This window comes from Thalassotalea sp. G20_0 (assembly GCF_017744175.1).
Classification (GTDB): domain Bacteria; phylum Pseudomonadota; class Gammaproteobacteria; order Pseudomonadales; family Endozoicomonadaceae; genus Endozoicomonas.
On the sequence record NZ_JAGHQV010000079.1, the window covers coordinates 1 to 14,089 of the forward strand.

Annotated in this window: 25 protein-coding genes and 1 pseudogene; 10 read left to right on the forward strand and 16 right to left on the reverse strand. The window is 48.2% G+C overall.

Annotated elements, in window-relative coordinates; translation table 11 throughout:
* Positions 1–207 (forward strand): hypothetical protein (locus J7438_RS23545; RefSeq protein WP_209278517.1); only part of this gene is annotated, 207 nt, incomplete at its 5' end.
* Between the two features lie 108 nt (positions 208–315).
* Here the strand turns inward: J7438_RS23545 and J7438_RS23550 are convergent.
* Positions 316–897, reverse strand: coding sequence for a hypothetical protein (locus J7438_RS23550; protein ID WP_209278518.1), 582 nt, complete (start codon positions 895–897; stop codon positions 316–318).
* 323 nt (positions 898–1,220) lie between these two features.
* On the opposite strand from J7438_RS23550, the gene J7438_RS23555 reads away from it, so the two are divergent.
* From J7438_RS23555 to J7438_RS23575, 5 genes are all read left to right on the forward strand, one after another.
* A complete protein-coding gene (locus J7438_RS23555; protein WP_209278519.1) occupies positions 1,221–1,709 on the forward strand; it encodes an SEC-C metal-binding domain-containing protein in 489 nt (162 codons plus the stop codon).
* Positions 1,710–2,062: 353 nt separating this feature from the next.
* Complete coding sequence (locus tag J7438_RS23560) at positions 2,063–2,212, forward strand: hypothetical protein (protein ID WP_209278520.1); 150 nt, start codon at positions 2,063–2,065, stop codon at positions 2,210–2,212.
* A gap of 43 nt (positions 2,213–2,255) precedes the next feature.
* Positions 2,256–2,690, forward strand: a complete 435-nt coding sequence (locus J7438_RS23565; RefSeq protein ID WP_209278521.1) for a hypothetical protein — start codon at positions 2,256–2,258, stop codon at positions 2,688–2,690.
* Positions 2,691–3,087: 397 nt separating this feature from the next.
* Positions 3,088–3,417 (forward strand): hypothetical protein, encoded by a 330-nt coding sequence (locus J7438_RS23570; RefSeq protein ID WP_209204509.1) that lies wholly within the window; start codon positions 3,088–3,090, stop codon positions 3,415–3,417.
* 13 nt (positions 3,418–3,430) lie between these two features.
* Positions 3,431–3,739: a hypothetical protein gene (locus J7438_RS23575; protein WP_209204510.1), complete on the forward strand. Its 309-nt coding sequence runs from the start codon at positions 3,431–3,433 to the stop codon at positions 3,737–3,739.
* Between the two features lie 92 nt (positions 3,740–3,831).
* On the opposite strand, the gene J7438_RS23580 is transcribed toward J7438_RS23575, so the two are convergent.
* From J7438_RS23580 to J7438_RS23590, 3 genes are read right to left on the reverse strand one after another with little or no spacing between them, the layout of a single operon-like run.
* Positions 3,832–4,278 carry a hypothetical protein gene (locus J7438_RS23580; RefSeq protein ID WP_209278522.1) on the reverse strand — a complete coding sequence of 149 codons (447 nt, stop codon included), beginning with the start codon at positions 4,276–4,278 and terminating at the stop codon, positions 3,832–3,834.
* Entirely contained in the window at positions 4,235–4,450 is a 216-nt protein-coding gene (locus tag J7438_RS23585; protein ID WP_209278523.1) for a helix-turn-helix domain-containing protein, read from the reverse strand. The genes J7438_RS23580 and J7438_RS23585 overlap by 44 nt, the downstream gene beginning before the upstream one ends.
* Positions 4,443–5,426, reverse strand: coding sequence for a hypothetical protein (locus J7438_RS23590; protein ID WP_209278524.1), 984 nt, complete (start codon positions 5,424–5,426; stop codon positions 4,443–4,445). The genes J7438_RS23585 and J7438_RS23590 overlap by 8 nt, the downstream gene beginning before the upstream one ends.
* A 313-nt stretch (positions 5,427–5,739) precedes the next feature.
* Here J7438_RS23590 and J7438_RS23595 point away from each other — a divergent pair, with 313 nt between their 5' ends.
* On the forward strand, positions 5,740–6,369 hold the full coding sequence (locus J7438_RS23595; RefSeq protein WP_209278525.1) for a hypothetical protein: 630 nt from the start codon (positions 5,740–5,742) through the stop codon (positions 6,367–6,369).
* Between the two features lie 262 nt (positions 6,370–6,631).
* Here the strand turns inward: J7438_RS23595 and J7438_RS28505 are convergent.
* The 6 genes and pseudogenes from J7438_RS28505 to J7438_RS27995 form a co-directional block, all read right to left on the reverse strand.
* A pseudogene (locus J7438_RS28505) lies at positions 6,632–7,160 on the reverse strand (reverse transcriptase domain-containing protein).
* Positions 7,079–7,588 (reverse strand): hypothetical protein, encoded by a 510-nt coding sequence (locus J7438_RS27990; RefSeq protein WP_286196863.1) that lies wholly within the window; start codon positions 7,586–7,588, stop codon positions 7,079–7,081. Before J7438_RS27990 ends, J7438_RS28505 begins: the two are co-directional and overlap by 82 nt.
* Entirely contained in the window at positions 7,585–8,337 is a 753-nt protein-coding gene (locus J7438_RS23605) for a hypothetical protein (RefSeq protein WP_209278526.1), read from the reverse strand. Before J7438_RS23605 ends, J7438_RS27990 begins: the two co-directional genes overlap by 4 nt.
* Positions 8,338–8,637: 300 nt before the next feature.
* Positions 8,638–8,913: a hypothetical protein gene (locus J7438_RS23610; RefSeq protein ID WP_209278527.1), complete on the reverse strand. Its 276-nt coding sequence runs from the start codon at positions 8,911–8,913 to the stop codon at positions 8,638–8,640.
* A gap of 9 nt (positions 8,914–8,922) precedes the next feature.
* Positions 8,923–9,633: a hypothetical protein gene (locus J7438_RS23615; protein ID WP_286196866.1), complete on the reverse strand. Its 711-nt coding sequence runs from the start codon at positions 9,631–9,633 to the stop codon at positions 8,923–8,925.
* Positions 9,634–9,640: 7 nt separating this feature from the next.
* Positions 9,641–9,775 (reverse strand): hypothetical protein, encoded by a 135-nt coding sequence (locus J7438_RS27995; RefSeq protein WP_286196864.1) that lies wholly within the window; start codon positions 9,773–9,775, stop codon positions 9,641–9,643.
* 96 nt (positions 9,776–9,871) lie between these two features.
* Here J7438_RS27995 and J7438_RS23620 point away from each other — a divergent pair, with 96 nt between their 5' ends.
* Positions 9,872–10,348 carry a hypothetical protein gene (locus tag J7438_RS23620; RefSeq protein ID WP_209278529.1) on the forward strand — a complete coding sequence of 159 codons (477 nt, stop codon included), beginning with the start codon at positions 9,872–9,874 and terminating at the stop codon, positions 10,346–10,348.
* A gap of 524 nt (positions 10,349–10,872) precedes the next feature.
* Here J7438_RS23620 and J7438_RS23625 read toward each other — a convergent pair.
* The 4 genes from J7438_RS23625 to J7438_RS23640 form a co-directional block, all read right to left on the reverse strand.
* Positions 10,873–11,358, reverse strand: coding sequence for a hypothetical protein (locus J7438_RS23625; protein ID WP_209278530.1), 486 nt, complete (start codon positions 11,356–11,358; stop codon positions 10,873–10,875).
* Positions 11,359–11,537: 179 nt separating this feature from the next.
* Positions 11,538–12,143: a hypothetical protein gene (locus J7438_RS23630; protein WP_209278531.1), complete on the reverse strand. Its 606-nt coding sequence runs from the start codon at positions 12,141–12,143 to the stop codon at positions 11,538–11,540.
* Positions 12,144–12,149: 6 nt separating this feature from the next.
* Complete coding sequence (locus J7438_RS23635) at positions 12,150–12,770, reverse strand: hypothetical protein (protein WP_209278532.1); 621 nt, start codon at positions 12,768–12,770, stop codon at positions 12,150–12,152.
* The gene (locus J7438_RS23640) at positions 12,712–13,068 is read right to left on the reverse strand and encodes a hypothetical protein (RefSeq protein WP_209278533.1); all 357 of its coding nucleotides are present in this window, start codon (positions 13,066–13,068) and stop codon (positions 12,712–12,714) included. The genes J7438_RS23635 and J7438_RS23640 overlap by 59 nt, the downstream gene beginning before the upstream one ends.
* 63 nt (positions 13,069–13,131) lie before the next feature.
* On the opposite strand from J7438_RS23640, the gene J7438_RS23645 reads away from it, so the two are divergent.
* Both J7438_RS23645 and J7438_RS23650 read left to right on the forward strand, forming a co-directional pair.
* Entirely contained in the window at positions 13,132–13,389 is a 258-nt protein-coding gene (locus J7438_RS23645) for a type II toxin-antitoxin system Phd/YefM family antitoxin (RefSeq protein WP_209204528.1), read from the forward strand.
* Complete coding sequence (locus tag J7438_RS23650; RefSeq protein WP_209278534.1) at positions 13,379–13,648, forward strand: Txe/YoeB family addiction module toxin; 270 nt, start codon at positions 13,379–13,381, stop codon at positions 13,646–13,648. Before J7438_RS23645 ends, J7438_RS23650 begins: the two co-directional genes overlap by 11 nt.
* 18 nt (positions 13,649–13,666) lie before the next feature.
* Here J7438_RS23650 and J7438_RS28510 read toward each other — a convergent pair whose 3' ends face one another.
* Both J7438_RS28510 and J7438_RS28515 read right to left on the reverse strand, forming a co-directional pair.
* Positions 13,667–13,900 (reverse strand): transposase, encoded by a 234-nt coding sequence (locus J7438_RS28510; RefSeq protein WP_209278535.1) that lies wholly within the window; start codon positions 13,898–13,900, stop codon positions 13,667–13,669.
* A gap of 59 nt (positions 13,901–13,959) precedes the next feature.
* Entirely contained in the window at positions 13,960–14,088 is a 129-nt protein-coding gene (locus J7438_RS28515) for a transposase (protein ID WP_353620185.1), read from the reverse strand.
* Position 14,089: the final 1 nt, after the last annotated feature.

The window sequence follows — 14,089 nt, forward strand, 5'->3', positions numbered from 1 at the left end:
CCACGGAGACACGGAGTCACGGAGAATAGAAAAAATCTTTTCCTCCGTGACTCCGTGTCTCCGTGGCAAAAAGAGCAAGTTATTCAGGGTCAATTCCCAAGCTCGCCGCCTGCTGGCCGCAAAAGCATAAGCGGCCTGCCTTTTTCGGGTGGCGGGCAGCGGGAAGCGCTTACTGAAATGTCGAAGTTATTAAATGACAGTTCCTAAGGCTATGCTCCCTGCGTTGAGCCTTGCATAGTAACTGCCCACTTAGCCAGAAATATACGATTCCATTTGGCCAACTACTTATGGCAGCGACAAGATCATTTCCTCCGGTTAGTGGCTGAGGGGTTCCGGCTGATATTCATAGATACTGTCCATCAGACGGACCACCACAAAGAGCAGGTTATTGGTCAGTGAGATGGCGGGTATCCGTGCCGAATTGAAGCTGGCATAGTGCAGCACCTGATCATCCAGGTAATTCAGCAGGGCCACTGGAGTACCGGAGTCGATGCAACGCTGGACAAACCGATCGTTCAGCGTTGAGGACAGTTTGGATTCCATGGGGCTTTCGGGGCTGAGTGATTTGAACTCGGCATCCAGCAATGCCATTTTAGACTCCAGCCACCGGGTGTCTTCTGGCTCCTGTGGGGCATCCCCCAGTATCCGGTGATAAACCAGCACAATATCGAAACAGAGATCCAGAAACAGGTTGGCCATATCGACACTGTCTTCCGCAATGGTGTCTGACAACTCGCCGTAGATGGCGTTATACAGCTGGCTCTGATGGTTTTCAAAATGATCCAGCAGCCGGGTGCCCTCCTCATCGGATAGCGTTCTTCCCCACTGTACAATGTCATCCACGTCTTTCCGGGTTAAAGGTTTCATATTGATGCGTCCCTCGTAAATATTCGCCATGCACTTGACTGTCAGTGGGTGAGCGTTATGCGTGTTTTTTGGTTCGGGGTCAAGTGATGACTGTTCGGGCTTTGGGAACGGATCAGGAGCTGCTGTTTGAGAGGGGCTGATTTATGTCGGAAGACACCGTTTTTTGAAAATGCAAATAATTGAAGGAAACCATTGGCTTTGCTGGTTTTTGCTGTACTGATTGCTGTCTGCCAGAAAATAACAGGCTAGCGAATCTTCAGTGCTGGTGATATTGTCGCCGATAGGGTGGGGATACCGGGCTATCCTAGTGTGTATGCTGCGTATCAAAGCAGTATTTGATCGTTGAGGGGATCATGAAAATCGGTCGAAATGAACCCTGCCCTTGTGGCAGTGACAAAAAATATAAGCAGTGTTGTCTGGTGAAAGATCAGGCCGCTGGCCCAAAGAAAAACACGCAAAAGAAAAAACTGAAGAACCTGTCTGCTGAAGAACTGATAGAAATGTTAAGGGCCGAGCAAAGGGCCCATAGAGAAAACCATCCTGAAGAATATCGAGACCCGCAGCCGGAGTATGGTTATGTCTCTGCGGAAAAGATGGAAGGTAATCAGTTCGTTATTGATGAGCATGGCCTGGTTTGCAAGATCTGCGATATTACCCATGTGAATGCCGATGCCGTGCGCAGCCAAACTAACCGGGATTTTCGGATCGGACACTGGTATGTCTCAACCGAACCCAACGGAGAAACAGTGGTTGATGGACCGCTTGCCAACAAAGAAACTGCTATTCATTTTGCTATGGATTTAACGGGGGCTGAGTATTTTGTTGAGGCCGTGAAAGAGTAATGGGCAAGTCTTACAGTCGGGAAGAAAAATATGCGCTGTACAAAAGTACAAATTGGAAACCGGGGTCGGGTCTTGATTCTTGAATTCTTGCAAGAGATAACCCGATTCTCAAATATCCTGCTTGAGAAAAAGTATCACTACCCAAAGGAGATCCGGTTAAGTCCTGATATTCAGGAGTTATAATTTTTGGCTCTTCCGGGACTGTCTCTATATGTGAGAAACCCCTGAAAAATCCCCTGAAAAACCAGAGTAGAGTAAGCGGGCCCCTGCCAATAACCGTTATTACTATCTTCCATTAAAACGCTAAACCATGTCATGATCCACTGGCCTACGGGTCAGGGAGAGTAATAACGATGACCGCTCAATTCTCCAGCCATCTTACGCTTGATGATGTGTCATACAACGTTACCGATGCAGAGCCTTATCCAATATTTCATCCGAATATGCTGGGCCGTATCGCCTATGGGTACCTTTTGTTGGGCTGGCTATATCGTCACTCATGAATGCAAAGAGGGTCAGCTATTTGCCAGGTCGATGAATTTAGGTGTGTTTAAAGATGAACCATTAGTCAATGGCATGACACCGGATCCACTGCCGGAATGTGATGATCTGACGCTGGCTTTAATGTTTGGCCGCCGCTACACCGATGTGTGGCTGCCTCTTGAATATACCGGTGAGGTGCTTCTTGGCAATGACTGGGTTGGCAACCTGGGGCGTGGCCATCATGGCAGCAAACCGGCGGTTGAGTACAACGAGATCAAGAAGGTTGTGTTCTCAAAAGGCAAAATTCAGCAGATAACGGATGTATCGGACCAGTATGCAGAAGAGCGGCAAGCCCTGATCAAAGCGGAAGAAGAAAAGTGGAAAAAAGAGCGGAAGGTAGAAGAGCGCCGGAAACAAAGAATGCTTTTAAAGCGAAAGCTTGTAGGGTTCTTCACCAGGAAGCGGCAGCCAATGGCTACACATCGGGATGATTTATGACGTTTGAGGCTGCTGCCCTGCCCCCGGTCAGGATAAACCAGGGGGAGGGCTTTCCTTTTAACGGTATATCTGGAAGATTTGTTGAAGGTCATCTGATCAATATTTAACCAGCCATTCTCACCCCGCCTGTCTGAAAGGCTGGCTTTATCCCCTAACCGTTTATCCACAATCTTTTCCACACAAATTCCGGATAACTGAAACTGGGGATAATAATCCTGAAGTCATATACTGCAACGGGTTATAACGAACTACTGACAGTATAAACACAAGCTATCAACAACTTATCCACTGACTTCTTCTGGAAAAACCGAGAGTGTGTATTTATTCTTGAGTTCATTCAAAGAGGAACCCCAATTCTCAAACATCCGTTGAAATCATTTCGCCAAGGTAAGACCCGATGCCCGATATCCAGTGGTCAGCTCCAGGTGCCACCCTGAGCCATAAAAATGGGGCAAAAGAGTTCGGCCTGACTGAGGATGAGGTTATCCGGGCGATTAAAGAAGGGACACTCCACTATCAAATCGCCCATGCCCACGGCAATCCTTATTTCCGAGTGGTCAGGGAAGAAGTAGAGGCGCTGGTGCTGACGCTTTATGGTCCGGACTACGTCAACCAGCAACAGCTGAAAAAAAGACAGGATGATATTGACCGGGAGATTCGTAAGCTGAAACGTCGTATCAAAGCTTTGGAGAAAGAGCGACTGCCTTTGTCCGGTTCCGACCAGTAACACGGTGATTCACATGCCTAAAGTAAAGAAAAAGCTGACTGCTGCACAGAAAAGAATCCGTAAAGCCGCCAGGGCGGAACGCCGAAAGAAGTACCAGTGGATTTTTATCAACGGCAAGCAGGTGCGGATTAAAAGAGAGGATACACTTGAGGCATTTGCGGAGCGGGAAGCCCTGCTCCGCAGTGCTGACCCCATCTGGCTGCATCAGAATGAACTCTGGGAATATATACAGACGGATGATGATTGCCCGGATATTGAACCATCAAAGAGTGATCTGGCAATCTGGGAGTGGGATGGTGATGAGGAGAAGGTGCCGTTTTGAATGGGCTTCACTCATAGTTGACAATATTATTATAAATTTCCATTTGAGCGTTGTTTCCCTGGTTCCCTCGCTGAGCGAGGAAACCCGTACTTCTATTTTTTCGTATCCAGTTCCCAGTAATCCATAATCCGCACCCGGCCAATAGTCTGCATATCCGGCGTACGGGTATTGGTCTGGTCCAGACCTTTATAACTGATCAGAAAGCTGCACAACTGCTTTTTACCATTCTCTTCACGCAGAGCCAGAAACATACCGGGCCCTGGTCGTAACTCCCGCTCTACCACCAACAGGGTAAAACCAGTGAAGTACTCGATGGTTTCCGGCACATAGTAATACTCGTAGAGTTTCTTATCCCGGGGCTTGTGTTGCTGGCTGGCAAAAATATCCGGCACACGGGCCGCCACTTCATACCAATCCCCTTCCGGTGGTACCACAGTGACGTGAGTCAGCATGGTTGGGTGGGCCAGTGGCTCTTTGGTGGTTTCCGGTTCCGGATTAAGGGTCACCGATGCCGGTGCCAAGCCAGTGGCTGGAGACACCGGTAGCCACCGCCAGCCGTTCCACATATTTGTGCGGATTGTCAATCTTGCCACTGGCCAGGCGGTACATGTAGCTGCGCTCGATGCCCGTCTCACGGGACAGGGCGCTGGCGGTTTTTATCCCCTTCAGTTTCATGGCCGTAGCCAGACGATCGGCAAACGTATTACTCATTATGACTATCCTCTGCCGGTAACAGGCTGGTGCCAGATGGTGTTGACTGGGTATCAATACTGATCAGGCTGTAGGTCTTTTTCTCTTCCCGGGTGTTACTGTTAAAGACCGTTTTCTCATTGGCAAGCAGGGTGACGGTGTCGCCCATTCGGAATGGCTGAACTGCCTGGTACATTTTTTTGCTGAACCGGACTTTGATCAGTTCGCCTTCTCTATTTCTGATTTGCAGTTTGCCTGCGCTGCTGATCAGCTCCACAATCCCTTCTATTTTCACTTCTAACGGTTCGGTACTGCTGAAACCATCCAGCAGGGTTTCCAGCATCTGGATCTTATCCCGTCGGCCATGCCAGATATGTTTTTGTTCATTGCCGCCGGTCCAGCTGATATCAATTTCGATATGTTTTTGCCGCAGGGCTTTCAGAAATTTCGCCAGCGCATGGGAACTTCTCAGGCCCAGGTTATCCACCTGTTCACTCAGGCCCTGGTTCATATCTTGATTGAGCAGATCAAACAGGCCGGACAGGCTGTTTTCCAGCAGGTTGACGCCAAACAGGTCAGGTGATGTATCTCCGGTGATATAGAGGCGGGAGGAACCATGCCCGATCTCTGCAAACCGCAGGTTGATAGGCCGGGTTATCTCGCTCGGAATGGTACCAACCAGATCCTGCCCATGGTGGAGTTTTGCCGCCGCCGCGAACACCAGCCCGGAAAAGTGTTTGGCCAGGTTTGCCAACAGATCCAGGGGAACAGAACCGTTGTTTACATCCCCTCCCATCAGACGAAGCTTGATTACTTCCTTTTCGCGCTTTTCTTTTTCGGTGCTCAGCTTGTGGTGGAGGTCATCAATATGCTGCTCTAAAGAGTGGATGCTCAGGGACAGGGCAAAGTTATCCCCTTCTGCTGCAAGCTGGTTCTTCTTGCTGTCCAGCAGCGCTTCGGTTTTTTTGATGCGCTTTTCTAAGTAGGAAATGTTCATAGTGCTTCCCCAATTCTAATTTTAGGGATTCCTTTGCGTCTGTCGTTTCTGTCTAAACCATATAGCTCCTGCCAAAGGGAGTGGTCTTCCTGAAGATCGGTGACAAAAATAACATCGCATTCGTATCGGAGTCTGATCGGATTGGTCTGATGCTGATTAAAATGGGAAATATTATGGGCAGGTCTTAAATTTTACATCAGTGCACTAAGAAAGACCTGACACCCTTTTCGCTTTTGTTATGAATACTTACTAATTTGTTAGTGAATTTATTGTGCAATTTGCAATATCATTTTTTATTTGTCATGGATTTGATATGATGAATATCTCATTAAGAAATTTAAACTCAATTCGAGAATTCCTACCGGTAAATTTTCCAAGCGAATTAAAACCAATAGAAAGGGAAATAAATTTCACCTACTCTACAGGATTGGATGAAAAGATAGAAGCAATAAATATTCTTGAGCGATCTTGTGAGAAAAAAGATGTAGTATCTATTTATTTTAGAGATAAAAATGCACTAGAACCTTTCAATAGTTCTGACTGCATGTCGTCACTTGATTATAATGGAACCGATGATTACATAATACGTCATAATGACGATGAACATAATGATTCAATGCATAGGCCTGAAAACCCTCTCTCATGCCATTGCCATATTAAAAAACAACGAGATGAAGTTAATACTTTTGTAAAAGGAATATTTCAGAGGCACTCGAAATCTGGAGAAACTCATTACAAACAATATTTATTCTCTAAAAATAATTTCAAAGAAAACCATCATCAAAATGGAATCGTATTTGAAAATGGCAGTTCGTCACACAATCTTTCTTGCAAGTCAATTCATGAGGTAGTAGAAGTTGATAAATCATCATTTAGGAATATTCAAGATAGAGTTCTAATAAGTAAATCTAAGAGAGTGAAAAATAAATGTGCAATTATGTAAAATCTCGTGGGCTATTATGCATAATCGGGATAGGGCAGAGCCTCACGACTCTGCTCCTCCCACACCACGAGCCATACGGATCACGTAGCATCGCAGTTCAAATCACTCTTTATTCATCTTGCTGCCAGCTCTGGCAACCCAAGGTTCTTGAAATATCTATTTGGCAATGCTCGGGTTAACGCCGGACTACCACTCAACCGCCAAGGTCCATGAGCTGATTTTGCCGTATTCCATGCAAGGAAACGACTTACCCCAAGACGTCTTAGCTGACGGTCGCTTTCAGTTTGGCCAGTGCCTTATCACTGACTTTTCTCTTTAGCTCCCGCCGACTGAATGTGAACCCGAGAAAACTTCTTTCCCATGGGCGACCTACCGCGTTCTTTTGGGCATTCACTGTGAGCCGCAGTGATTCTCCAACAAAGCGTTGCAGGCTTTTCATCACGCGTTCACCCGCTGCTTTACTGCTGACGAGTGCCACACAATCATCAGCATAGCGAGCAAACTTGAGGTTTCGCTTTTGTTCCCAGTCCAGATTGTTCAACGCTATTTGAAAGAACAGGTGACAGTGGGCCGCCTTGTGGTACACCTTTCAAACTGGCTTGTTTTATTCCGTTAATACAGACACCGGCGTTCAGGTATTGGTTGATCAAACGCAGCAGCGTAGAATCTTTATGGTGAGCCTTAAGTTGTATCATTAATAAATCATGGTTTACATGATCAAAGAACGCCTCAAGATCACAGTCCACAACCCAGTTATATCCATTCCGTATAACTGACTGTACATGGCAGATAGCCTGATGTGCATTCCGATGGAGACGGAAACCATAACTGTTGTTATGGAATCCCACTCTGCCTGCATAATCTGGGCAATCGCTTGCTGTATCAGTCGATCCAGAACGGTAGGGATACCCAGCTTGCTTTTGCGGCCATCCGGTTTGGGGATTTCCACTCGCAGAACGGGTTTTGGGCGGTAGACTCCTTCTATCAATTGCTGTCGGATTATCGGCCAGTACTGTTTCAGGAAATGTGGAAGTTCGTCAACGGTCATGCCATCGACGCCAGCGGCTCCTTTATTGCGTTGAACCTGTTTCAGTTGCAGGATCACGGCACCAAAGATACCGTTGGTGGAAAGGCCAGTGACAGCGGTAGGTGCATCCAGCGCTGTTATTCCACCATCCCCATTAACCGGAACCGTCATTTCTGGCTGAACCGGTTTCATATAAATACTTCTTTCTCTTGCTCATTGGCAGTGTTGAGACACTTTGCCAGCTGACTCTCAAGGCTTTTGATGCTTTTATAAGCTTCACGGTTCTCGATAACCGTGTATTCGCATTTGCCACAGACTGATACACATCCAGCCTTTAATGCACCATAGTGGCATGTTTTAATGTGGTGCTTCATTTCATGGTCAGGATGATCCTGCGACATTTCCAGTTCCGCGTTAAGCCATTCCGCGATGAGCTCCAATTCGTATTCACTCCAGCCATCGCGCAGGGGTAAGCACTTCTTTATGAAAAAATCATTAAATTCTGCACAGTCTTTAGCCATAGAGTTTCTAAATTCACACTCGAAATCTTCAAACAAAATGATGGCGCAGTGAAACCTCGCCAGGGCTTGATACTCTGAAGGGGAAGGCCGCTTGTCATCATGGTAGTCCCGGTTGAGAAACTCAGTTAACTCAGCAGGCAGCTTCGTTAATATTGAATCAACCAATGAGTTTATTTCATCCTCGGTATAATCAGATTTTCTTATGCCCTTTAAAAAGCGATACTCAAATAGGTTACGTATGTGTCTGGGAAGGCTGCGTTTCATGTCTGCAGGATTTACTGACAAATCAAGACTGGGGCTGCCGCGAGAGATACAGGGGTAGACAAGAAGTACATCATTTTCCTGAAATTTCTCCGGTTTTTCTTCGGATTCTGTGTGTGCGAAGCACGACGTTAGCTTAGTAATTTGACGTTCATCCATAGGGCGTTTCGGGTGTGACCCGATATCAGTAAGATGGCATGAAGTAGAGGCTGATATGTATACCGTTTCATGCAATGCAGTTGGAATGATCTCACCACCCTGTGAATCAGAAGGAGGTAAAGGCAGTGTCTGGGCCGTGGCCCCTGCTAACGGAGGCATAGTGGCTGAAATCCTGTGGTTTGCTTTGCAGCGTTGATTTTGGGTTGGCAGATCGTTGCGTCACATCAAATCACATCAGGAAATAACTGACGACTATCATTTTTTAACAAACCTTTAGACCCACCAACTAACAAATGGTTCCTACCCGTAAAACTTTTCTAAGCAATAACTAAAGCTGCCTGCGGTTGTTGTATCCGGAGATCTCCAGGGTATCCGGGAAATCTTCAGGCATGACTGATTTTTGCAGACGGTCAACAGTGATCCAATGACGCCATAACCTCCCAATTCCGGATCTATGCCTTTGGCCCTGGCAAAGTGAGGCACCGCCATGGCCAGTGACTTGATCAGGTTCTTCAGGTCTGGTTTGTCATCTTCAGCAAACAGGCTGTTTAGCCGTTCATCGTCGTAGGCTTTCATAAACAGGGCTTACTCTACGCGGTCACGCATCTGTTTATTCCAGTCACCCTGACGGGTTTTCAGCTCTCCGGCTTCACTGCCCAGCCGATCTGCAAACCGGGCAAGGAATACATCATTGCTGCGGTGCAGCAGGTCGCCAGTATCATCGGTATCAAAGTGGGAGAGGTCTTCCTGGGTAATGCGGGAGGCGTCGAGCCTGGCCTTTTCCGCCGGAGACATTGAGGCGGTATCACGAGCATTGGCTTCTTTGGTGAAAGCAATGTGCTGGTCGGTGTCCATTTCTCCCTGTCGCTGGCGCACCAGTACTGGCTGTTTGAAGTTATCCACAGACTCTGGCTTCAGGCCAAAGGATTTGGCGTTTTGCTTCAGGTGTTCCTGGTAGGCCTTCGCCCGTTCAGGATGGTTGCGGTAGGCTTTGCGGATTGCTGATACTCGGCCATTGCCGCTTTCAACTACACGGTCACTGCCAATGATTGGCGCACCACTACTGGCCAGCGGGTTGGCTCCCGGCAGTTTAGGGTTGAGTTTGCTGGCAATGCCCCTGATCTGGTCTTCACTGGCTTGGCGGGTTCGGTCCCTGGGTTGCAGCTCTGCGGGGTATCCCGGGTTTACCTTGCCGGTGTCGTTATGGCTGGCAATCAGGTCATCGGCTTCGTAAAGGGCGTATTGGGTATCCAGCTCCCGTTCTGCTGTGGATACTTTTTCTATACCACGCCCCATCACTGGCTTAATGGGGAGTGCCAGACTTGTCCTGCGCAGTCAGTCGCAGCCCTTCCTGTTGCTGGCGGTTTTCAATGGCTTCCACTTCCCGTTCAAAGCGGATACCTTCACCACTTTCCACCATGGCTTTCAGGTTGGCCAATGCCTCTATTTCCCACAGGGGTGTTCTCGGTCTCGGCTCTTATCTTGCATGGCCCGAGTGGTTTGATAGCACCGTTGGCAAACAGCGATGGTAAATTTGCCAGCAAAACTGTGGGTGTTAGTCAGCTCTCGACAGCTTAATCCGGGCCACGTCAGCGAGTATTTCTCTGAACAGCGGCCGGACTTTTTCCCCTATAAGTCTGTTAAGGTATTTAAAATCAACAATGATGATAAAAAAGATGTGATCATGACTTTCCAGAATCCCGATGGTAAGCAGGAAAAAAATATACACATTATTACCCCTGGTCGAATAGTAAATAGTGATTTTGATCTTTTACAACAAGGTTCTGTAATCAATTGGAGTTCCGGTGATATCAGCATCTCCGATATTCTTGCCAAAGGAAAAATCCCAATCGTTGATCAATTTAAAAAATCGGTTCTATTTGAGGAAATGGAGAATGCAATGGAAAAATTTTGTGCAATTCCGGGAAATGAGCAATATGATTATTTGATGGACCCTTGGAGAACGGCTATTAAGAACTTACCTGATAACACTTGGGGTTCTCTCAAGTAAGTAGCTGGCCATATGGAATCGAATATTTCTGGCTACTTGGGCTGGTACTATGCGAGGCACAACGGAGGGAGCATAGCCGTAGCTATGTGACCGGAGTTGTAACGAAGCAGAGTGCCAGCACAAGGAGTCAGAAATATATGATTTCATATGGTTAGCTACTTACAACCCAGATAAGAGAGTCTCATTACAACGACTGCTTGGCTCGCAATGGCAAGCGTTCGAACGTGACTTCACGGATTGGTTAAAAAAGAACAATCAAACCGAATCATTTATCCGGGAAAAAGCAGAAGCGATTATCCGGAAAACCATCTTTGCTGAAAATGATGAATAAACAGGAGCTATTGCTGTGTCTGCACAAACTGTGTCGTTTTCTGAGCTTCCATAAGTATCAAATTCTCAGGGTGACTGCTCCCCGCTCTAACGAGGGTGTCGCAAAAGCCCACAAAAGCCGGTAATCTGAGGTAAAGCAGCTTTATTGGCCACCTCATGAAAACAAGACGGCAAATAAAGATTAATAATGACCCTCAGCTGGATATTTTCTCAGCGGGCATTTGTTTTTTCCGGACACTTTCGGACTCCCCTGCCAGTTCCTGCGCTGCCAGTTGCTGCGTCATGGCCTGAACCTGTTCCATCAGTTTTTCCGGTTCTTTGACCTGCCTGCCGGGGTTGTATTGTTGGGCCTTCTGACCGGCAAAGTTATTCAGGTTGGAGAGGGAGCTGAGGAAGAACTGCTTTACCGGATTGCCATCGTCACCGATCAGGCTTACCAGAGGATCGTTATTACGATCACTGTCGTTAAACCGAATGCCGTTTATATTGTTTGCCTTTATGCCAGGGTGCTGATTGATAAAACGGGTAATTCCTTCAAACCCATCATCCCCCCTGGCTGCTTTGGCGTTATACAGATCATTGGGATCAACGGCAGACGGTTCGGCAATGCCCCGTTGTCGTCGATATTCCTTATTCAGCATGTCATGTAGTCGGCCTGCGGCCTGCACCAACGGATCCATGACCGTTTCTTTCCGTTCCATGGGCATCCCATATCCGGAACCGTTGCGCTGTTGTCCGGGCTGACCTCCCGGCATAGTGCCCTGACCGTAACCGCCATAGGGCTGGCCTGTCAGTGCCGCCAGTTCTTTCTGCCGGTTGTAGAAGTCCTGAGTTTCACCGGCATCTATCTGTTGTTGCCTCAGTGCCTGCTGCTGTCGCTGGTCAATCGCATCACTTCGCTGGCGGTTGTGGTTCCAGCTTTCTTCCCGGGCAGTTTAACCCTGGCCCGACCTTTGATGACCCCGTTAGAACCGGTAGATGAATTGCTGTAGAGCAGATTTTTGACAACGATGTTTATATCCACCGTGGCCGTGTATTCAATCCGGGTAATCTCCCAGCCGCTGAGTTCGTGATTGTTGATGGTGATGTCGTAAGTGGCAGACTGCGCTGATGTGAACTCCGGGCTTAATGTGACATCCAGAGCCGTGCCGAGTTTGCCCCGCTGATCATACTCGTAATCAATCGATCCACTGGTAAACGTCCCCTCCCGATCTTCCGTTGTCAGCGATACGGCAATATCGTAATTGGCCTGGGTCAGGGTTTTGCTGACTTGCAATACGTGGGTTTCAAACTCGTTAATATCGACGCTGGTTGATTCACTGGTGATCCAGTCGCTGCTATCGGGACGATACTCCAGCGTCAGGGTGGCCTTGCGGTTCTGGTAGCCAGTGGATTCTCCGGTGGAACGATGGCTTGCTACACGGCAGTTGACCGTCACTTTTTTTACCTGATCGGTGTTGTACACCGCCCATCACCGGCTGTTACTGCTGCCCAGATAGGTCTTGCCGCTGGCATCGGTTTTGGTGCCATCGGCCAGCAGCAATCGGGCGTAGGGAGTAAACACCCATGCTCCCTCAATACTGGGATGGGGCTGGGGTACGCTGTGATCCATTTCCAACCGCTGGGACTGGTCGGGGTAATCAGCGTTATAGACCGTGATGTCACGGGGATAAAGGTTCACTGTGGGCATGGCCTTGAAATAGGCGGGAATCACCACTTCCTGGCCATTGGTAGCCACGCCGCTTTCCGTTCGGCGTACCTCTTTGTAGCGGATATGACCGCCGGTTTCAGAATAGATAAAGGACTCAATTCGGCCCTCTTTCAGCAGCAGGTAATCGTTGTTGGCAATGCCGCCGCTGCCGGTAATCACCATCTGGCCAAAACCATCGGTGCCGGTACTCAGTTCAATGGAACCACGCCCAACGGTCAGTGCCGTGCCATTTTGCAGCTCTCCGGACTGAAGCTGGCTGATATTCACCGGCCCGTTTACCGCCAGATAGCCATTAAAGATCAACACATATTCCGGTGCTTCTTCAGTGCCGATATTGCGCACGGAAAAGGGTTGCTCGGACAGCTCCGGACTCTCCAGCATCAGATCCGCCAGGTTGATAATGGCAGTTCCCTGTCCTGGCGTTGGTCGGGCTGTCAGGCCGGTCGGTTTCGATCACGGGAATGGATGGCACGGCAGGTTCCAGGGTGTCAGTAATGGAACCCACGGAGGTGGCAGGCAGACTCAGCCGCTGCCCGATCTCGTTTGCCAGCCCCAGCTCCGCCAGTTCGCTGTGCAGTACGGCTTTGTCCCCGGCATTACCGGAACGTCCGGCCAGCCGGTTCAGGAACTCACGTACGTAGCGATCTACCGTTGCTGGCAGAGCAGGAAATTTGGCCATATAGGGAAACTCTACTTATACTTGTCCAATAAACTGAACAATTAATTGAACAGGTATTAAGCGATGAAAGTAGTGTCCTACTCCGAAGCCCGGAACAATTTAAAATCAGTGCTCGACCAGGTGGCCGACGATGCCAGCGAAACCATTATCCATCGCCGCGATGGTAAAGACGCGGTAGTGATGTCGCTGGACAGCTATAACAGCCTGATGGAAACCCTGCACCTGATGTCGTCCCCGAAGAACGCCAAACACTTGAATGAATCCATTGAACAGATCAGGGCCGGTCAGGTGGTTGAAAAGGGCTTGATGGATGACCAGTAAACCCAGGCTGCTCTGCTGGTCACAAAATGCCTGGCATGACTACCTTTATTGGCAGGAACAGGATCGGAAAACCCTGAAGCGCATCAACAAGCTAATTACCGAATGCCTGCGCGATCCATTTAATGGTATTGGCAAACCCGAACCACTGAAAGGTAACTGGCAGGGGTTCTGGTCACGGCGGATCAGCAATGAACACCGGCTGGTCTACCAGACTAACGATACCCATCTGACCATTGCGGCCTGCCGTTTCCATTATTAATTAACGTGAGTTCGACGCTCAGAAAGCCATGGGTACACCTTCTGTTAGTACAGAAACATCAATATGAGGCTTTATGGGTTGTCTGATATAGGCTATGAGGCCAGCTATCAGATTTACAGCAAAGTTGAATGGGGACCGGTGGCGGGAGTGCTCTATCTGAGAGATGTTTTTAAGTTGATCGTTGACACTCTCTATGACAGCCCTTTTTCGCAACATCACTTTATCAAAGGCTTTCAGCTCCTTTGGCTTCATGTTCTTCTCACTTTCGTTACCAGATTCAGGCCTTTCTCTTTCAACCAATCCACTAACTTTTATGAAATATAACCCTTATCCCCGTAGAGCCAGCCTGTTAAATCTTCAATAAGATCTGGTACTGGCTTTCGGTCGTCTGTGTTAGCCGTAGTCAAACAGAAAGATAAAATTTCTCCTGGATGATTGATG